The organism is Paraburkholderia sp. UCT70 (assembly GCF_050434085.1).
Classification (GTDB): domain Bacteria; phylum Pseudomonadota; class Gammaproteobacteria; order Burkholderiales; family Burkholderiaceae; genus Paraburkholderia; species Paraburkholderia tuberum.
The window spans coordinates 578,553-597,799 of sequence record NZ_JBNPVZ010000004.1; the positions used below are offsets into that span (position 1 = coordinate 578,553).

Consider the following 19,247-nt stretch of genomic DNA (forward strand, 5'->3'; position numbering starts at 1 on the left):
GAATTCGGCCTGTCACCGTTCTTTAATGTGCCGTATGGCGCGTCATGCAGGAGACCTGGCACACCGATGAAAACTGCACATTGAATCGCCGGCACGGTCGCCCTCCAACGAGTTCACGCAGTGGCAGGTCTGGATCAGCGATGTCCCGGAACAAGAACCGACGGGAGACATTCGTGAGAACATCCGACGCCATCATGGCTGGTCTGATCTGCTGTTCATGCGCAGCCGCGGCCTACGCCGCCGACATTAAGGGAGCCGGCAGCACGTTCGCCGCTCCTCTCTACACCCGATGGGCCGCCGACTACCAGAAGTCGGGTGGCGGCAGGGTGATCTATCAGGGCACGGGTTCGTCCGATGGGCTCAAGCAGGTCATCGCCCGGGAAGTCGACTTTGCGGGCTCGGACGCGCCACTGACCGACGATCAACTGACCCGCATCGGCTTGCGGCAATTTCCAACCGTAATCGGCGGCGTGGTACCCGTCGTGAACCTTCCGGGGCTCAAGGCCGGCGAGGTGATGTTGACGGGGCCGGTCGTCGCCGACATTTCTCTCGGCAAGATTCAGTTCTGGGACGACCCGGCAATCGTGCGGTTGAACCCAAAGATCGAGATGCCTAACTACCCGATTGCCGTGGTGCGTCGCCAGGATGGCTCGGGCACGACGCTGATCTGGACTCACTACCTCGCGCAGGTCAGTCCGGAATGGAAGCGCAGGGTAGGCGAAGGCACTAGCGTGCGATGGCCGCTCGGCATCGGCGGCAAAGGCAGCGAGGGCATTGCCACGTACGTCGGCTATCTGCCCGGCGCAATCGGCTAAGAAACGTTCTGAAAAATCGCGCAATCGTGTCTTGCGCGTGTCGATTTCCCCTATGATCATTCGTCGTAGTCACTGGAGGCGTCGTTGCCTCCAGACACTTTCGTCTTCAAAGGGAAAACCCAAATGCGCGTTATGGTCATGATCAAGGCAACCCCCGAATCGGAAGCCGGGCAAATGCCGAGTACGGAACTCCTCACGGCGATGGGGCAGTACAACGAGCAACTGGTCAAGGCCGGCATCATGCAGGGCGGCGACGGGTTGAAGCCGAGTTCGGCCGGCGCTCGCGTGAGGTTCTCAGGGAAGGACCGCACCGTCATTGACGGCCCGTTTGCGGAAACCAAGGAATTGATCGCCGGGTACTGGCTCTGGCAGGTTCAATCGATGGACGAAGCGATTGAATGGGTAAAGCGCTGCCCGAATCCGATGATCAGCGATTCAGAGATCGAGATTCGCCCTTTCTTTGAGCCTGCGGACTTTGGCGAAGCTTTTACGCCCGAGCTTCAAGACGAGGAAAATCGTCTGCGCAGGCAAATTGACGGGCAGATGCGTTGACGATTTTCACCGCATCAGTCTGCGGGGTATGCGCAGGCAATCCAACTCCGACTGTCTGAGACTTGACGCGGGCTTCCGATACATTGTCCGGAAGCCCGATGCCACGGGTCGATTATTGCCGTCGTCAGTGGCTGTCGCCCGGCCAAGCGTTCGAAGCCGGTCGGTACGAAGGTATCTGCTCGATCTTTTCGGCGTTCAGGGCGCTCGGGAAGCAATCGCCCACATCCGGTTCGGCTTGAAGATCCCGCCGTTGGCATTGGGCGGGTTCACGACCGTATGCAACTGCTTTTCGGCATATAGTTGGCGCGTGCGAAACGCTTTCCCCCGGAGATCGACGCAATGCCTTATCTACAGCTTGATGTAAACGATCACTACTCTGTCGAGAGCAAAAGACTGCTCGCGGCGAAAATGAGTGAGACCTATGCCCGGATGATGTCGGTGGACGTCAGGCGAATCAGCGTAGCCATACGCGAACTCGGTCCCGGTAGCGTCTGGCGCATTGCGGAGGAAAGCGGAGAACCGGTGCCCGTCGCGTTGATGATGCTCGATATCAGAAGGGGGCGCCCGCCCGAGTCGCGCATGGAGGTGGCCAAAGCGCTTTGCGCGCTCTGCGTCGAAATTCTTGGCTTGCGCGAGGACCGACTCAACGTTGAGTTCACTCAGCACTCCGGCGATGAGATGTATCACCCGGCACTCGGAGGTTACAGCCCGGAATGGGATGCGGGCGAGCGATGAGGGTCCGGGTTCCGCGGCCTGTTTTTGCGCATGGCCGTGTGACGTCGCCGATATGCGGGAACCACGAGGGCGCCAGGATCGGATCCGCCTCCGTTGCGCCACGACCTGAGCCAAAGTAGGAGGAGGACCATGAGCGGGCTTGCCACATCCCCGGCGGGTAATCTGCGGACGCGACCGTGGTGGATGGTCTTGATCACGACGGTGTTCTGTTTCTTATGCCAGAGCGTCGTCGCGCAAGCGGACGACGGCGCGGCTCGCCTGCACGCGAAATATCAAAGTCTGACGCAGCAACTCGCGCACAACCAGTTTCAGCGACCGCTGTACCTCGAATCGCAGGAGTTGCCGTCGGCGCTCAAGGGCGATATTTACGGGGTGCTCAACTATCCTTTCGCGGTGGTCAGCGGCGCGCTCAACGACCCGACTCAGGGCCCGGCCAACTGGTGCGACGTGCTGATCCTGCATCTGAACACCAAATACTGCCACGCGTCGACCAGCGACAGCGGTACGATCCTCACCGTGAACATCGGCAAGAAAACCGAGGAATCGCTTTCGTCGTCGTACCGCGTGCAATTCAACTTTCGTGCGGTAGCGAGCACCCCTGATTATTTTCGCGTCGAGCTCACTGCCGCCACGGGTCCGCTGAGCACGAAAGACTACCGTATCGTGCTGGAAGCAATACCGGTGGGCGATAACCGCACCTTTATTCACCTGACCTACGCGTACGGATATGGCACTGCGGGACGGATTGCCATGAAAACCTACCTGGCGACGATCGGCAGCGACAAGGTGGGCTTTTCCGCTGCTCCCGATTCGTCGACGAGCGAGCCGCAATACATCGGCGGCGTGCGCGGCCTGGTCGAACGCAATACGATGCGCTACTACCTCGCCATCGATGCCTATCTTGGCGCGCTTTCCAGCCCGCCCAACGCCCGCCTCGACAAACGCCTCGCTGACTGGTTCGATGCGACCGAGCAGTATCCGCGGCAATTGCACGAGGTCAGCCGCGCCGACTATATGCAAATGAAGCACGACGAGTATCAACGTCAGCAGATCGCCCAGTGATCCGCGCAGCGGACGGGGATCTGATCAATGCAACGCAATATCGCGTTGAAGGTTTTTTCGGGGGGATGTCGATCCGATGGTGCGTCGATCGTCGTTACCTGGTAAGACAATTGGTCAGGAACCTTGGATCTGCCGTTTTGCGCCAAGTCTGGCCGCCATCGTCATCCGACCTGGGAGCACACTGTGAACCGACTCGACAATCCGATCCTGCAAGTCCTGGAAGGCTACAAAGCCGCGGTATTGGCAAAAGACGCGGACGCGTTCGTTGCGCTATACGACCGCGATGCGGTGGTCTTCGACATGTGGGGGACATGGTCGTACAACGGCATCGCATCGTGGCGCGCCATGGTGGAGGGCTGGTTCGGTTCGCTGGGTACAGAACGCGTGATAGTCGATTTCAGCGCGGCGCAAACGATCGTCGCCGCGGACCTCGCCGCTGTTCACGCCTTCGCGACATATAAAGCCGTCGACGCCGACGGATTGGAACTGCGCTCCATGGACAATCGCCTGACCATGACGCTGAGGCAGCAGGCCGACGGATGGAAAATTGTCCACCAGCACACCTCCTCTCCGATCGAGGTCGGCACGGCGCAGGTAATTTTCAGGCGCTAGCGGTCTGGCGGTTCGACATCGCGCGTCGGCTCGCGAATAATCACGGTTGCGTGACTTTCCAATTTGCGACGTACCTTCTGTTTAAAAGCAGCCATGAAACCATTGCTTGCCGGCCGATGCCTTTGCGGTGCCGTCCATTACTCGGTGAAGGACGAATTCGTCTATGCGTTGAACTGCCACTGTTCAAACTGCCGGCGCGCGACCGGCTCGGCGTTCAAACCCTTCGCGGGAATCGAGCGCGACAAGCTGCGCATCACTCGGGGCGAAGACAGCCTGTTGATTTTCGGCGACGAGCGAGCGTCGCATGATGTGCGCTGCAAAATATGTGGAAGCCTGATGTTCTCAGTGGTTCGTCAGGGGCAGTACGTTCACGTCACGCTGGGAACACTCACGGACTCGCCCGCCATGTCTCCCACTGCCCACATTTTCGTGGGTTCAAAGGCACCGTGGTATTCGATCACTGACCCATTGCCGCAACACGACGAATTCGGGTGAGTCTCTTTCCTATCGCAACATCGACTCGAAAGATCGCACCACAGCGGCGTTGAATCGCTGATGGAGCGCCTTCCGATCGAAGCCCGGCGCGCTGTCGCAGATCTCCGGGCGCAGCCGCGCAAGACGCGCATCGCATGGTGGCAGAAAGTCGTAGTGGCCGGCGTTGGCCACCGCGCGATAGTCGGGAGCGCGGGGCAGGTCGTCCCGCACCGGCTCGTCGTACCAGGGATGCGGCTGATGACGATCGTCGGCGGCGCTCCACAACTGGACCGGGACGCGCACGCCGCTCAAGCCCGCGCGGCCGAACGCGAAGCCGAACGAAGGCGCCGCGATGACGACGGCCTTGATGCGCGCATCGTGGACCCACACGCTGGCGGGAACATTCGCGCCGAAACGAACGTCGACGCCCGCATGCCGCAACGCTTCGCAGAGGTCATGATCCGGGTGAACTTCGCAAAACGGAGCGATTTTCGAAAGATCCGGGATGCCGCCCGCGGCCACGAGCACGGTGAAGCCACCGTTGGAAAAGCCGAATGCGCCGACGCGGTTCGCGTCGAGCCGCTCGCGCCCACGCCAGTCGTCGAGCATGTAGTCCACCAGTCGATGAAGCTGCGCGGGCCGGCGCCAGAGTTGCAGCACGCGGCTCTGGTCATCGAAAGTGTCGCCGGCGTGGCTGACCGCCGCCGCGACGAAGCCCGCGCGAGCCAGCGCGAGCGCCGTGTCGTAATGGGCGCCGTACCAGCCGCCGCCGCCGTGCGACAGCACGATCAGCGGCAGGTGATGGCCTGCGATCGGCGCGCCGGCCGCGACGGTCTGGGTGACGTCGCCCAAGGCGTGCGGCGTGGCCGGCGCATCGGTGGGATACCAGATTCCGGCAGTGAGCGGCGGCTCGGTGCCATTCGGTATGTCGACCTTCTGAAAGCCGACCCCGGCGGCGAGGGCAGGCGCGCCAGGCGTCATGGCCAGAAGAAGGGCGACGATCGCCATCAATCTCACGGTTCTCTCCATGATTGTCGGCGGCGGGCTGAGCTCCGGACGGCTCGAGGCTATGAGACCAAAGTCCAATTGAATATTTCAGGCGCGGGTTCAATAGTAGTGAAACGCCGCGTTCTGTCGACGACAAAGCCGGCGCGATCCTCTTCCTAAAATGCCGGAATTGCAGGCAGGCCTTGGTATTGGCGTCAAGAACGTTCCAGTGGGTTTGAGTTTTCGCGATTGCAGGCCTATCACGGTGTCGCCGCCGAACCGCGACGCGACCTGGCGGGAGAACAACTTATGCTGCTCACACCGATTCCCCAACGGACGCCGTCCCGAGAGATGCTCGACGTCCTGATCCGCGCCGGACTCGTCGCGGTCCTGGCCGTACTCTGTTTTCGGATCTTCGCGCCGTTTCTTAACCTGATGGCCTGGTCGGTGATTCTTGCGATCACGCTCTATCCGCTGCAGGTCCTGCTTCGCTCCATGCTCGGCGGCAAGGATGGCCTGATCGCCACGCTGATCGTGCTTGTCGCGCTTGTCGTGATTCTGGTGCCAACGTATGCGCTGGGTCTCGCGGTAGCCGATTCGGTCGAGAAATCGATAGCCATTGCCAGGAGCGGTAGCTTCCGGATTCCGCCTCCCGCGGAGTCGGTGGCGAGTTGGCCGCTGGTCGGCCAGCGTGTGTACGACTTCTGGCAACAGGCATCGACGGACCTGACCGGTCTTGCGCATAAATTCGCCCCGCAGCTGAAGGAGGCCGGGCTCGCTGTGCTTGCAACGGTGACGGGTCTCGGTGCCGGCCTGGTGATATTTTTCGTCGCGCTGATCGTCGCAGGAATCCTGATGGCCCACGGTGAGAAGGGCTATCACAGCGCGGTGCAGATCGCCTCGCGCATCTCGGGCCCCGAGAACGGCGCTCAGATCGCCGACTTGTGTACGGCGACGATTCGCGCGGTGGCCCAGGGGGTAGTGGGCATCGCGTTTATCCAGATGCTGCTGATCGGCATCGGCTTCGTCGTGAAGGGGATACCCGGCGCGGGGTTGCTCGCGCTGGCCGTGCTGCTGCTCGGCATCATGCAATTGCCGGCCACGCTGATCACCATTCCGGTGATCGCCTTCGTGATCGTCACGGACGGCGTGAACACTGCAAACATCATCTTCTCGGTTTACGTGTTCGTCGCGGGCCTCGCCGACAACGTGCTCAAGCCATTGATGCTGGGCCGTGGCGTCGCGGTGCCGATGCCCGTCGTGCTGATCGGAGCGCTCGGCGGCATGGTGACGGGAGGCGTCATCGGGCTATTCGTTGGGCCCGTGATGCTGGCCGTCGGTTATCAGCTGTTCTGGCGCTGGGTCCGAGACCAGCCGCAACCCAAGCAACCCACGCAACCCACGCAGACCCACGAACAGAAGCAGACCTGAAGCTCGAGGATGGCTCCGTGTCACCGTTGATGCGTCCGTACGGGATCGCAGTGCTTTTCGGGGCGGCGGTTGGCCTGAGCGGATGCATGCGGGTGGGCCCGGACTTCAAGCCGCAGCATGAAGCGTGGAGCGAGCACTGGAGTAGCGAATCGATCGCGCGGGTCACGCAACCGGGTGCACAGCCCGATGTGCGCCAGTGGTGGCTGATCTTCGGCGATAGGAATCTCGAACGTCTGATCGCCGAAGCCGACGCGAACAACGGCGACCTGAAGATCGCCGGACTACGCGTGCTCGAGGCGCGCGCACAGCTCGGCATCGCGCTCGCGGGACGCTATCCGCAGGTGCAGCAGGCGAGTGCCGATGTACTGGCTTCGGCGCGCAAGCGCTCGGATGGTTCCAATCCGCGCTCGGGCGCCTTCGTGCAGTACGGCGCGGGCTTCAGCATCGGCTGGGAACTCGATTTCTGGGGACGTTTCAGCCGCGCGATCGAATCGGCCGACGCCGCGTTCTTCGCCGCGCAAGCCAACCGCGACGATGCGCTGGTTCTGTTGCACGCGCAGGTCGCGGATACGTATTTCACGCTGCGGGTCGCGCAGGCGCGGCTACGTATCGCTCGCGAGAACGCCCAGTTGCAAAAACGCAGCTACGACATCGCTCAAAAGCTCTTCAAGGCTGGCGAATCCGACGAACTCGATTTCCAGCAGGCGAAGACGCAGTACCTTGGGACGCTGAGCAGCATCCCCGATCTCGAAAGCCAGATCGTGCTTGCGCGTCATGCGCTGTCGGTGCTGATCGGGCGAGCGCCGGGTCCGCTGCCGGAACTCGACGTGCAGACGGGCAAGGAAGGCGTCGTGCCGCTGGTGGATCATGCGGTGCTGCAGGACGTGCCGGCCGATCTGCTGTCGCGCCGCCCTGACGTTCGCGCGGCCGAGTATCAGATGGCTTCGCAGTCGGCGCTCATCGGCGTGGCACAAGCGGATCTGTACCCGTCGGTATCGTTGCTCGGCACGCTGACGTGGACCGCCAGTTCGCTCGCGGGCGCACCGAGCACACTGCTCTTTGCCGCGGGCCCGAGCGTGACGTGGAACGTGTTCGATTACGGCAGGATCACGAACAACGTGCGCGTCCAGGACGCACGGCTGCAAGAGTTGACGGTCGCTTATCAGAACACGGTGCGCGAGGCGGCGCGCGAGGCCGACGATGCCGCGACGGCGCTGCTCGCCGCCTTGCAGCGCGACACCATTCTGAACGACGCGCAGGGTGCGGCGCGGCGCTCGCTGACGCTCGCCAATACGATCTATCGGGAAGGGTATTCGGACTTCCAGCGGGTCCTCGATGCGCAGCGCGCGCTGTTCGCGCAGCAGGACGCGTACGTGGTCAATCGCAGCAATGCGCTCGGCAGTGTGATCGCGCTTTACAAGGCGCTCGGAGGCGGCTGGGAAACCGAACAGCCGCTCGTCGACGCGGCGACGCGTGCGCAGATGCGGCAACGCACCGATTGGGGCGACCTGCTCGACCAAACCGCGCCGTCTTCCGGTACGCCGGGGCAAGCCGAAGGGGCGTCACGATGAGCGATACCCAGGATACCCGCGAGCCTCGAACCGCCGCCCCGCCGAAGTCGTCGACGCCTGCCGCCGACCCTTCGGGCAGGGCGGTCAAATGGGTCGTCTGTCTGATCGTGCTGAGCCTGATCTGGTATCTGCTCGCCGACCGTTTCACGCCGTATACGCAGCAGGCGCGGATTCAGGCCTATGTCGTGCCCGTCGCCGCCGAGGTGTCGGGACGCGTGACGCGGGTGTTCGTCCATAACAACCAGGATGTCAACGCGGGGGATGTGCTGTTCGAAGTCGATAGCGAGCCCTACCGCATTGCTGCTGACCGGGCGCGCGCCGATCTGGAGTCCACGCGCCGGCAGGTCGGTGCCAGCACGGCCGGTGTCGAGTCGGCACTCGCGGCGTTGCGGGCCGCCATCGCGAACGAGGTCAAGGCGCGCCAGGACAGCGACCGTCTCGAGCGGCTCTATCGTGAAGACGAGGGCACCGTCTCCCTGCGACGCCTCGAGGTCGCGCGGGCGACGCATGAACAGGCGCTAAGCCAGGTCGACGGGGCCCGTGCCGAAGTCGAGCGGGCGCGGGAGCAGCAGGGCGGAAGCGAGGCGGAGAATGCGCAGTTGCGCAGCGCCGCTGGCGCGCTGGAGAAGGCCGAACTCGATCTCGCCAACGCGCGGATCAGAGCCCGCTCGAGCGGCGTCGTGACCGATCTGCGCACGGAAGTCGGTCAGTTCGCCGCGGCGGGCAATCCGGTCATGACGCTGATCGCGATCCGCGACGTGTGGGTCAGCGCCGACATGACGGAGAACAATCTGGGCCATCTCAAACCCGGCACGCGCGTCGAGATCGCATTGGACGTGCTGCCCGGCGAAGTGTTCGGCGGGCGGGTTCGCAGTGTCGGCTATGGCGTGAGCGTGGGGCAGAGCACGCCGGCGGGCAGCCTGCCCACCGTGCAGAATAGCCGCGACTGGCTGCGTCCCGCGCAGCGTTTCCCGGTAATCGTCGAATTCGACGACAGCGAGCGCGCGCGTCTGCGCGATCTGCGGGTGGGCGGGCAGGCCGAAGTAATGGCGTTTCCGACCCAGGGCAATCCGCTCAATCCGCTGGGACACGCGTTCATCCGGCTGATGAGCTGGCTCTCCTACGTCTATTGAGAAGCCCATGCAGCCCGTGACCCAGCGCCTCGGTTATCGCGCGATACGTGTGGCCATCGGAACGGCGATCGCTCTTGCCGTCAGCTTTGGACTCGATTTCCCGATACCCGTCGTCGCGCCGGTATTCACGGTGTTTCTGCTGGCCACGCAGAATCGCCCGCTATCGTTGAAGGCCGGCGTGATTCTTTCGCTGGTCGTGGCGTCGACCACCGGCAGCGGCCTGCTCCTCGTTCCGTTGCTTCGTCACTATGCGTTGGCCGGCATCATGATCGTCGGCCTCATGCTGTTCTTCGCGTTTCGTTACGGGCTGCGTGGCGGCAACAATCTCGTCGCGACTTTTCTGGTCGCGGGACTGACGATGATTTCCGCCGCGGGCACGGCCGACTTCGAACTGGCCCTGACGGTCGTCGGCGCGCTGGCGAAGGGACTTCTGCTTGCCGTGCTGGCGTCGACGCTGGCGCACAGATTGTTTCCTGAAAGCATGGGCGCGCGAGAACAGCCCGCCGCGGCAGCGATGGCGGAAGACGAGGCGGCCTATATCGCGCTGCGTGCCGCGCTCGTCGTCATGCCGGCCTATCTGCTCGCGATGACCGACCCGGCGAACTACATGCCGATCATCATGAAGTCCGTCAGCCTCGGCCGACAAACCTGCACGACCTCGGCCCGCGGCGCCGCACGCGATCTGATCGGCTCGACGCTGCTCGGCGGTCTGCTCGCCATCGCGTTCTGGTTTGCGCTGAGGCTGTTCGTGCATCTGTGGATGTTCTTTCTGTGGATGCTGTTGTTCGGCCTGCTGGTGGGACGCAAGCTGTACGGCCTGCAACCCACGCGTTGTTCGCCGGGCTTCTGGCTGAACAGTCTCGTGACGATGATCATTCTGCTCGGGCAATCGGTGCAGGACAGCGTGGCGGGCAAGGATGTCTACACCGCGTTTACCGTGCGAATGGGGCTCTTTCTGGCCGTAACGGCCTATGCGTATTTGATGCTTCTGCTTTTCGAGCAGCACCGCCGTGTCGAGTGAGGCGGTGCGGCATGCTGCAAAGCCGACCCGGTGATCGCAACAGGAGCGTGCAATGGGAAATGCGACAGGTGATGGCGCTGCCCGTCCTCGGGCCGGCGAGATCCTGAAGGAAATGGCGATAACCCTGTGGTATCTGAGAGCGATTCTGATCAGCCTGCTTCTACTGTTCGTCCTGCTGACGATTGGCATGTACTACTGGGGCGCGCCCGTCGAGACAGCGAACCGGACACCGTCGCGGCTGGGTGAAACCGTGTACTTCTGCGCGATCACGGCGCTCACCATCGGGTACGGCGATGTCGTGCCCACTTCGGCGTTCGGCCGGATCGACGCCGCATGCCTCGGGCTGATCGGCGTGGTATTCACCGGCTTGATCGTGGCCGCGGCTGTACGAGGTGTGCAGGAGGCCGCGCATCGGGCGGAAAGGACGGGATAGCGAGGCAAGGTTTTGCGTGCGGGCAGAGTGTCGCGCGGCTCACGGGCATTCCGGTCGCGCAGTTGGCGGCCGAGGAAAAGCAGCGGCTTCTGCACATTAACGCTTCCCGATGACAGGCGCGCACTGTTCGATCGCTATGAACTGGTGGATGTCGCCATTCGCGTCGTGGGCATCGGGTCGGTGGGAACGCGTTGCTACGAGGCGCTCTTCATGGCCGACGGAGAGTGCCCGCTGTTCCTGCAACTCAAGGAGGCACGGGCTTCCGCGCTGCAGGGGTATCTGGCGCCGAGCCGCTATGCCAATCACGGCCAGCGTGTGGTGAACGGGCAGCGTTTGCTGCAGTCGGCCAGCGACATTTTTCTCGGCTGGTCGAAGATGCATCACACCGGCAACGACTTCTATGTGCGGCAATTGCGCGACATGAAGGGCGCGTTCGACTTCACCACGTTCGACGTCGAAGATCTCGGCGAATACGCGGTGTCCTGCGCTCACGCGCTGGCCCATTCGATGGCGAAAGCAGGCGACCCTGCGTTACTCAGCGGATATGTCGGCAAGTCGCAGGCATTCGACGAAGCCGTCGTGCAATTCGCGCTCGCTTACGCGGAACAGAATGAGGCGGACTGGACGGTATTGAAGGCGGCAGTCAAGGCGGGACGTATTCAGGTCATTCGTGAATGAGGTTCAAGTCCCAGCCTGACTTTTTCTAAACCACATCGGCTAATTGCCTTCCGGCATTTTCGACGAATGATGGCTGGTAATCAGCCACTTGTGCCCATTCCACGCGTAGGTGAACGTATAGCGCGCCTTGACGACCGAGCCGTCCGCGAACTTGAAGGTGTAGAGCCCCGAGTCGATCGCGGTGTTGCATTCGATCATGATGTCGCGGAAGTCGATCGTGCCGACCGGTTTGTTTTCGAGGAAGTGTTTGAAATAGTCGAGCTTTTCGTCGGCGGTCAAACGCGGCTTGTTCGAGACGGTCGGCAGCAGGATCGAGTTCGGCGCGTAGTTCGCCACGACCTTCTGCGGGTCGCCGGTTTTCAGCGAGTCGTTCCAGCGATCGAACAGTGCGGAAATCTGCTTTTCCGAGGTGGGATGGCAGGCTTCGGACCTCGCGAATGCGCTGCCATGGGTCACGACCGCAACCATCGCAAAGACGACGGACGGCCCGTCTACGCTGATTCTCATGATGCCCTCCGCGATCGTTGCCGGTGGATTTTGTTCCGCCAGTAAATCGAAACTGCGCACGGCCTTTCCGCCACAGCATCGACATTCGAGGACAAGAACCCGGGTTATTTGCGTCGGTTCAGCTCGCTTCTTCCAGAACCACGACGCTGCGCGCCTCCACGCGAAATTGATCGCTTTCGACAGCGGCCTGTTGCGCCGCTTGTACGATGTCATGCGGACTGTCGCGCGCGGTATCGACGATACGCCGCCAGTGCCGCCCGTCGGGCGCGGGCAACTGGACCGTGCGCGCGCAATCGTCCATGTTGAACACCGCGTGCAGTGCCGGCTCGCCCGGTTCTTCGCCGCCCAGCGTGACGGCGAGAAGACGCGCGGCTGGATCGTGCCAGCCCGGCTCGTTCAGGCGCTCGCCGTGCCACACCGCATCCGGCCGAGTCTGCCCCGGCGAGGGCCGGCCGGTCAGGAAATACCGCCGCCGCAAACTTGCGTGGCGCTTGCGCAGCGCGATCAGCTCGCGCACGAAGCGCGACATGGCCGAGCCGGCTTCAGTGGGTGTCCAGTCGAACCAGCTGAGCGTGTTGTCCTGACAATAGGCGTTGTTGTTGCCGCGTTGGCTGCGCAGCACCTCGTCGCCGGCGAGCGTCATCGGCACACCCAGACTCAGGAACAGGATGGCCATCGCGTTGCGCGCCTGGCGGTGTCGCAGACCGAGAATCCCGGCGTCGCCGGTCTCGCCCTCGGCGCCACAGTTCCACGACAGGTTGTCGGAGCTGCCGTCGCGATTCTCGTCGCCGTTGGCTTCGTTGTGCTTCGATTCGTAGCTGACGAGATCGATCAGCGTGAAACCGTCGTGGCACGTCACGAAGTTGACGCTGTTGTTGGGCAGCCTGCCGTCGTCCGCATAGAGGTCCGAACTGCCCGCGATGCAGGTGGCGACCGCCTCGATGAGCCCCGGGTCGCCGCGCACGAAACGGCGAATCACGTCCCGATAGCGGCCGTTCCACTCGGCCCACGCCATGCCGGGAAAGGCGCCGACCTGATACATGCCGGCGGCGTCCCACGCCTCCGCGATCAATGGCACGCGCGACAGCACACGCGAAGACTCGATCGCCCAGGGCAGCGGTGGATCGACCATCAGCTCGCCGCGCTGGTCGCGCGCGAAGATACTCGCCAGATCGAACCGGAAGCCATCGACGCCGAGTTCTTCCACCCAGTATTCGAGGCAGCGCACGATGAACGTCGTCACCAGTGGATGGTTGCAATTGATCGTGTTGCCGCAGCCGGTGTAGTCCCGGTAGCGGCGCCGGTCGGCCGCGTCGAGGTGGTAGAAGATATCGTTGACGAGGCCCTTGAAGTTGATGACGGGGCCCGTCTCGCCCGCTTCGGCCGTATGGTTGAACACGACGTCGAGCAGCACGGCGATGCCCGCGGCGTGCATGGCGTCGGTCAGCGCGCGAAACTCCTGGGGCGCGCGCGCGGGATCGCGGCAGTAGCGAGGATGCGGGCTGTAATAGCTATGCGTGCTGTAACCCCAGTAGTTGCTCAGGCCGAGGGCCGCCGTGGCGGGCGGAACGTCCTGTTCGTCGAAGGCCATCACCGGCAGCAGCTCGACGTGGGTCACGCCAAGCTGCGTCAGGTACGGAATCTTTTCGATCAGGCCGGCGAAGGTACCGGGATGCTGCACGCCGCTCGACGGATCACGTGTAAAGCCGCCGACATGCAGCTCGTAGATGATCGCGCCGTCGAGTCCGCGCCAGATACGCCCAGGGGACGAGGGCAGGGGTTCCGTCACGATCGCGCGGTGGGTTTTGTGCCCGTTGGGATTCGGCTGGCCGACCGCAGGCCGCGTCCACAGCACGTCGCTAATCGCGCGGGCATACGGGTCGAGGAGTTCCCTGTCGGGGTCGAACGCGTAGCCGCTAGAGCGTGTATCGCGCGGGCCGTCCACCCGCCACGTGTAGTAGGTGCCGAACGGCAGCGCTTCGACCATCACATGCCAGTAGTAGAAGGTGCGGTTGCAACCGGCGGCGAGCGTGATGATCTGGAACGGCTCGGGGCTGTCAGCCGCGTCGTACAGCAACAGCTCGACGCGCGTCGCGTGACGGCAGAAGATGCAGAAATTGATGCCGCCGGGCACCGCCGACGCGCCCACGGGAAACCGCGACCCGGAGCGAACCGCATGAGCACGCACCGATCCCGTTTCAGGGTCATTGATCAAGGGTGATCCTCATCGGGCGGATCTTCCAGATCTTGTCGCAGTATTCGCCGATGGCGCGATCGGAAGAGAACTTGCCCGAGCGCGCGGTGTTCAGGATCGACATCCGGGTCCAGCGCCGCGTGTCCTGCCAGGCGGCGCTCACGTCGTCCTGACGCGCCACGTAGGCGGCATAGTCGGCCAGCACGAGAAACGGGTCCGCGTGCGTCAGATTGTCGATCAGCGGGCGGAACATCTCGCGGTCTCCTCGCGAGAAATGACCGTCGGCGATCAGTTGCAGCACTTCGCTCAGTTCCGCGTCGTCCTTCACATAGTCCGCGGGGCGATAACCCGCGCGCTTCACACGTTCCACTTCGTCGGCGGTCAGGCCGAACAGGAAGAAGTTTTCGTCGCCGACCTCTTCGCGGATTTCGACGTTGGCGCCGTCGAGCGTGCCGATCGTCAACGCGCCGTTCATCATGAACTTCATGTTGCCGGTGCCCGATGCTTCCTTGCCGGCCGTCGAAATCTGCTCGGACAGGTCGGCGGCAGGGTAGATGAAGTGCGCGTTCTTCACATTGAAGTCCGGATAGAACACGACTTTCAGCCGCCCGTTCACCATCGGGTCGTTATTCACGACTTCGGCGATGCCGTTGATCAAACGGATGATCAGCTTGGCCGTCGCGTAGCCGGGCGCCGCCTTGCCGCCGAATACGAAACAGCGCGGTGTCAGCGCGAGCTGCGGATCACGCAGCAGGCGCCGGTACAGCGTGACGATCAGCAACGCGTTCAGATGTTGCCGCTTGTATTCGTGGATGCGCTTGACCTGCACGTCGAACAGCGCGGCGGTGTCGACGCCGATGCCCGTGACGCTCCGGATATGCTCGGCGAGCACGGCCTTGTTCGACTGCTTCACGCTACGCCAATGCTGCTGAAACGTGGCGTCGTCGGCATAGGCTTCGAGCTTGCGTAGTCGCTCGAGATCGGTGACCCAGCCAGCGCCGATGGTCTCGTCGAGCAGCCGCGCGAGCGCCGGATTGCAAAGCAGCATGAAACGGCGCGGCGTGACGCCGTTCGTGACGTTGTGAAAGCGCTCGGGCCACAATTCGGCGAAGTCCCGCAGCACGGTCTGCTTGAGCAGCCCGGAATGCAGTTCGGCGACGCCGTTGATCGCGTGGCTGCCGACCGTCGCCAGATGCGCCATGCGCACGAGCTTGTCACCGCGCTCGTCGATCAGCGACATGCGTTCGATGCGCGCGTCGTCGCCCGGATAGCGCTGCCGGACCTCGTCGAGGAAGCGGCGGTTGATCTCGTAGATGATTTCGAGCAGGCGCGGCAGCAGATTGCGCATCAGCGGCAGCCCCCAGGTTTCAAGCGCTTCGGGCAGCAGGGTGTGATTGGTGTACGCGAGCGCGCGCCGCGTGATGTCCCAGGCCTCGTCCCACGGCACCTGCCTGTCGTCCACCAGCAGACGCATCAGCTCGGCGACGGCGATCGACGGGTGCGTGTCGTTCAATTGCACGTTGAACATCTGCGCGAAGTGTCCGACCGGTTCGCCCTTGATTTCGAGCAGGCGCAGCATGTCCTGCAGCGAGCACGACACGAAGAAGTATTGCTGCGCGAGACGCAGGCGCTTGCCGATCTCGGGCTCGTCGTTCGGATACAGCACCTTCGACAGCGTCTCGGAGATGACCTTTTCGTTGACGGCCTCGTAATAGTCGCCGGCATTGAAGTCCTGCAGGTCGAACGACTCGACCGCCTCGCTCTTCCACAGCCGCAAGGTGTTGCACGTGTTGACGTGATAGCCGGGCATCGGCGTGTCGCAAGCCACGCCTTTGACCTGCCGTGTGGGTGTCCAGCGCACGCACAGGTGCCCGCGTGCATCGGTTTCGTTGTGGGTGCTGCCGCCGAACCCCACGTAGTACGCAACCTCCGCGCGCACGATCTCCCATGGATTGCCCTTTTGCAGCCACTTGTCGGTGGTTTCGACCTGCCAGCCGTCGCGAATCTGCTGGTCGAAGATGCCGAACTCGTAGCGGATGCCATAGCCGATGGCCGGTATTTCCAAACTTGCGAGCGAATCCAGATAGCAGGCCGCGAGGCGGCCAAGTCCGCCATTGCCGAGCCCCGGCTCTTCCTCGAGTTCGAGCAGCATATCGAGGTCGACGCCGAGCGCGCGCAGCGCTTCGCGTGCGTTGGCCTCGATGCCGAGATTGACGAGGTTGTTGCCGAGTTGCGGGCCGATCAGGAACTCGGCGGACAGGTAGCAGGCGACCCGCACATCGCTTCTGGCGTAGGTCTGTACGGAGGTTGCCCAGCGGGCCAGCAGCCGGTCGCGCACGCTATACGCGAGCGCCATGTACCAGTCATGCGGGGAAGCGATCGCCGGATAGCGGCCCCGCAGGCACAGCAGATTGTCGAGCACGCCGCGTTGGAGCGCGGCGGCGCTCAGGCCGGTGCGCGCTGCATCCGCGCTTTGCTGCGAGGTCGTGGTGGGAGCGTCGGCCATGATGCTTTCCTCGGTGCATGCTGCGCGTGACGTTCAGAAGGGCCAGACCCAGTCGGCGACCTCGGCGCGGTCCGTGCCATGCGTATGCGCATAGTTCAGGTTGCTGACGATCGCGTTCCTCATGTCTTCCCTGAGATGCGCGGATCTGCCCTGCAAGCGCGGCACGCGGTCGAGCACGTCGATCACCAGATTGAAGCGGTCCACCTGATTGAGAATCGCCAGTTCGAGCGGCGTGTTGATGTTGCCTTTCTCCTTGTAGCCCCGCACGTGCAGATTCTCGTGATTGCGAAAGCGATAGGCGAGCTTGTGGATCAGCCACGGGTAACCGTGGAAATTGAAGATCACCGGCTTATTGGTCGTAAACAGGCTGTCGAATTCGCGTTCGGTCGAACCGTGCGGGTGCTCGCTCGCCGGCTGCATCCTGAACAGGTCGACCACGTTGACGAAACGCAGCTTCAGTTCGGGCAGACGTTCGCGCAGGATCGCCGTCGCCGCCAGCGCTTCCTGGGTGGCGACGTCGCCGCACGAGGCCATCACCACGTCCGGTTCGGCGTCCTCGTCGTTGCTCGCGCGCCGCCACACGCCGATGCCTTTGGCGCAGTGCACGACGGCTTCGTCGATGGTGGTGAATTGCAGGTGTTTCTGCTTGTCGGCGACGATCACGTTGATGCAGTCGGTGGTGCGCAGACAGTGGTCGGCGACCACCAGCAGCGTGTTCGCGTCGGGCGGAAGATAGACGCGCGTGACCGAGGGGCTCTTGTTGGTGACGAGATCGATGAAGCCGGGGTCCTGATGTGAAAAGCCGTTGTGATCCTGCCGCCACACGGTCGACGACAGCAGAATGTTTTCCGCCGACACCCACGCGCGCCATGGCACGTGATTGCGGCTGATGTCGAGCCACTTCGCGTGCTGGTTGAACATCGAATCCACCACGTGCGCAAACGCTTCATAGGTATGGAAGAAGCCGTGGCGGCCCGTCAGCAGATAGCCTTCGAGCCATCCCATCAGCGTATGTTCGGACAGCATCTCCATCACGCGGCCGTCGCGCGCCAGTTCGCCGCCGTCCTCGTCCTCGGGGAGCATCTCGGCCATCCACACCTTCTTGCTGACCTCGTAGATCGACTGCAGACGGTTCGAGGCCGTTTCGTCCGGGCCGAACACGCGGAAGGTGTTCATGTTCGCGCGCATCGTGTCGCGCAGAAATTCGCCGAGTGGCCGCGTGTTCTCCTGCAGCACCTTGCCCGCGTGCTGCACATCCACCGCGTACGCGCGGATGTCGGGCAGCTTCAGTTCGCGGCGCAGCACGCCGCCGTTCGCGTGCGGATTGGCGCTCATGCGCCGCGGGCCTTGGGGCGACAGCGCCTTGAGTTCGGGGATCAGCCGGCCCTCGGCATCGAAAAGTTCGGCGGGCCGGTAGCTGCGCATCCATTCTTCGAGCACTTCGAGATTCGCGGAGTTGTTGCGCACATCGGAAAAAGGCACCTGATGCGAGCGCCACGAGCCTTCGACCTTGTGCCCGTTGATCTGCTTCGGTCCGGTCCAGCCCTTGGGCGTGCGCAGCACGATCATCGGCCAGAGCGGCCGCTCGAGATTGCCGTTCGCGCGTGCCTGCTGATGAATTGCGCGAATTTCGCCGAGCACGGTATCGAGCGTGTGCGCCATCTTCCGATGCATTTCCGCGTGATCCGATCCTTCGACGAAATGCGGGGTGTAGCCGTAGCCGACAAAGAGCGCTTCCAGTTCTCTGCTGCTGATGCGCGACAGGATGGTCGGATTGGCGATCTTGTAGCCGTTCAGATTCAGGATCGGCAGCACGGTGCCGTCGCGGGCCGGGTTGATGAATTTATTCGAATGCCACGCGGTGGCGAGCGGGCCGGTCTCCGCTTCTCCATCGCCGACCACGCAGGCCACGATGAGGTCCGGGTTGTCGAGCACGGCGCCATACGCATGCGACAGGCTGTAGCCAAGCTCGCCGCCCTCATGGATCGACCCGGGCGTCTCCGGCGTCACATGCGAACCGATATGGCCGGGAAACGAGAACTGCTTGAAGAACTTCTGCATGCCCTCCGCATCCGCGCTCTTGTCCGGATAGATCTCCGAGTAGGTGCCTTCCAGATAGGTGGGGCCGAGCACGCCCGGTGCGCCGTGTCCGGGACCGGCCATGAAGACGACGTCGAGATCGTCGCGTTTGATCACGCGGTTCAGATGCGCCCAGACGAACGATAACGCCGGGCTCGCGCCCCAGTGTCCGAGCAGGCGATACTTGACGTGTTCGACTTTCAGCGGCTCCCGCAGCAGCGGGTTGTCCAGCAGAAAGATCATGCCGACCGAAAGATAATTGCATGCGCGCCACCACGCATCGATCAGCTGAAGTTCGTCGCTGCCGAGCGCGGTCTGCTGCGAAGCGTCCGCCGCGGGATGTTTGCCCATACCGACGTCTCCTGTGCTTGCAGCCGCAACCCGAGGGTGTGGATCGTGTCGGGCCCGCTGCGCAGGCGCTTCGATGATTGATGGGGTCCGAATCGCGCCTGTTGGC

The 19,247-nt window shown here is 63.1% G+C and carries 16 protein-coding genes and 1 pseudogene; 12 read left to right on the top strand and 5 right to left on the bottom strand.

Features of this window, described 5'->3' with window-relative positions; all coding sequences use genetic code 11:
• Nucleotides 1-194 precede the first annotated feature (194 nt).
• From pstS to OKW41_RS28215, 6 genes and pseudogenes are all read left to right on the top strand, one after another.
• Nucleotides 195-812: pseudogene (pstS, locus tag OKW41_RS28190) on the top strand (phosphate ABC transporter substrate-binding protein PstS); the annotation flags it as partial.
• 126 nt (nucleotides 813-938) lie between these two features.
• Complete coding sequence (locus tag OKW41_RS28195) at nucleotides 939-1,367, top strand: YciI family protein (protein WP_429454413.1); 429 nt, start codon at nucleotides 939-941, stop codon at nucleotides 1,365-1,367.
• A gap of 339 nt (nucleotides 1,368-1,706) precedes the next feature.
• On the top strand, nucleotides 1,707-2,102 hold the full coding sequence (locus OKW41_RS28200) for a tautomerase family protein (protein ID WP_429449152.1): 396 nt from the start codon (nucleotides 1,707-1,709) through the stop codon (nucleotides 2,100-2,102).
• A gap of 183 nt (nucleotides 2,103-2,285) precedes the next feature.
• Nucleotides 2,286-3,164 carry a hypothetical protein gene (locus OKW41_RS28205; RefSeq protein WP_429454415.1) on the top strand — a complete coding sequence of 293 codons (879 nt, stop codon included), beginning with the start codon at nucleotides 2,286-2,288 and terminating at the stop codon, nucleotides 3,162-3,164.
• A 183-nt stretch (nucleotides 3,165-3,347) separates the two neighbouring features.
• On the top strand, nucleotides 3,348-3,776 hold the full coding sequence (locus OKW41_RS28210; RefSeq protein ID WP_429574654.1) for a YybH family protein: 429 nt from the start codon (nucleotides 3,348-3,350) through the stop codon (nucleotides 3,774-3,776).
• A 93-nt stretch (nucleotides 3,777-3,869) separates the two neighbouring features.
• Nucleotides 3,870-4,271: a GFA family protein gene (locus OKW41_RS28215; protein WP_429574655.1), complete on the top strand. Its 402-nt coding sequence runs from the start codon at nucleotides 3,870-3,872 to the stop codon at nucleotides 4,269-4,271.
• Between the two features lie 9 nt (nucleotides 4,272-4,280).
• Here the strand turns inward: OKW41_RS28215 and OKW41_RS28220 are convergent, their stop codons facing one another.
• Nucleotides 4,281-5,258, bottom strand: coding sequence for an alpha/beta hydrolase family protein (locus OKW41_RS28220; RefSeq protein WP_429576496.1), 978 nt, complete (start codon nucleotides 5,256-5,258; stop codon nucleotides 4,281-4,283).
• Between the two features lie 288 nt (nucleotides 5,259-5,546).
• Here OKW41_RS28220 and OKW41_RS28225 point away from each other — a divergent pair, with 288 nt between their 5' ends.
• Genes OKW41_RS28225 through OKW41_RS28250 form a run of 6 tightly spaced genes read left to right on the top strand, consistent with a single transcriptional unit; the run spans nucleotide 5,547 to nucleotide 11,504 of the window.
• Nucleotides 5,547-6,668, top strand: coding sequence for an AI-2E family transporter (locus OKW41_RS28225; protein ID WP_429574656.1), 1,122 nt, complete (start codon nucleotides 5,547-5,549; stop codon nucleotides 6,666-6,668).
• Nucleotides 6,669-6,697: 29 nt separating this feature from the next.
• Nucleotides 6,698-8,239 carry a TolC family protein gene (locus OKW41_RS28230; RefSeq protein WP_429576497.1) on the top strand — a complete coding sequence of 514 codons (1,542 nt, stop codon included), beginning with the start codon at nucleotides 6,698-6,700 and terminating at the stop codon, nucleotides 8,237-8,239.
• On the top strand, nucleotides 8,236-9,372 hold the full coding sequence (locus OKW41_RS28235) for an HlyD family secretion protein (protein ID WP_429574657.1): 1,137 nt from the start codon (nucleotides 8,236-8,238) through the stop codon (nucleotides 9,370-9,372). Before OKW41_RS28230 ends, OKW41_RS28235 begins: the two co-directional genes overlap by 4 nt.
• 7 nt (nucleotides 9,373-9,379) lie before the next feature.
• Nucleotides 9,380-10,393, top strand: a complete 1,014-nt coding sequence (locus OKW41_RS28240) for a DUF2955 domain-containing protein (RefSeq protein WP_429574658.1) — start codon at nucleotides 9,380-9,382, stop codon at nucleotides 10,391-10,393.
• Between the two features lie 52 nt (nucleotides 10,394-10,445).
• Nucleotides 10,446-10,826: a potassium channel family protein gene (locus OKW41_RS28245; RefSeq protein WP_429449163.1), complete on the top strand. Its 381-nt coding sequence runs from the start codon at nucleotides 10,446-10,448 to the stop codon at nucleotides 10,824-10,826.
• Nucleotides 10,827-10,853: 27 nt separating this feature from the next.
• A complete protein-coding gene (locus tag OKW41_RS28250; protein WP_429576498.1) occupies nucleotides 10,854-11,504 on the top strand; it encodes a DUF2252 family protein in 651 nt (216 codons plus the stop codon).
• Nucleotides 11,505-11,543: 39 nt separating this feature from the next.
• Here OKW41_RS28250 and OKW41_RS28255 read toward each other — a convergent pair whose 3' ends face one another.
• From OKW41_RS28255 to OKW41_RS28270, 4 genes are all read right to left on the bottom strand, one after another.
• Entirely contained in the window at nucleotides 11,544-12,011 is a 468-nt protein-coding gene (locus tag OKW41_RS28255; RefSeq protein WP_429574659.1) for a DUF4440 domain-containing protein, read from the bottom strand.
• A gap of 118 nt (nucleotides 12,012-12,129) precedes the next feature.
• On the bottom strand, nucleotides 12,130-14,226 hold the full coding sequence (gene glgX, locus OKW41_RS28260) for a glycogen debranching protein GlgX (RefSeq protein WP_429574660.1): 2,097 nt from the start codon (nucleotides 14,224-14,226) through the stop codon (nucleotides 12,130-12,132).
• Nucleotides 14,216-16,711 (bottom strand): glycogen/starch/alpha-glucan phosphorylase, encoded by a 2,496-nt coding sequence (locus OKW41_RS28265; RefSeq protein ID WP_429574661.1) that lies wholly within the window; start codon nucleotides 16,709-16,711, stop codon nucleotides 14,216-14,218. The genes glgX and OKW41_RS28265 overlap by 11 nt, the downstream gene beginning before the upstream one ends.
• 33 nt (nucleotides 16,712-16,744) lie before the next feature.
• Nucleotides 16,745-19,141 carry a phosphoketolase family protein gene (locus OKW41_RS28270; protein ID WP_429574662.1) on the bottom strand — a complete coding sequence of 799 codons (2,397 nt, stop codon included), beginning with the start codon at nucleotides 19,139-19,141 and terminating at the stop codon, nucleotides 16,745-16,747.
• Nucleotides 19,142-19,247: the final 106 nt, after the last annotated feature.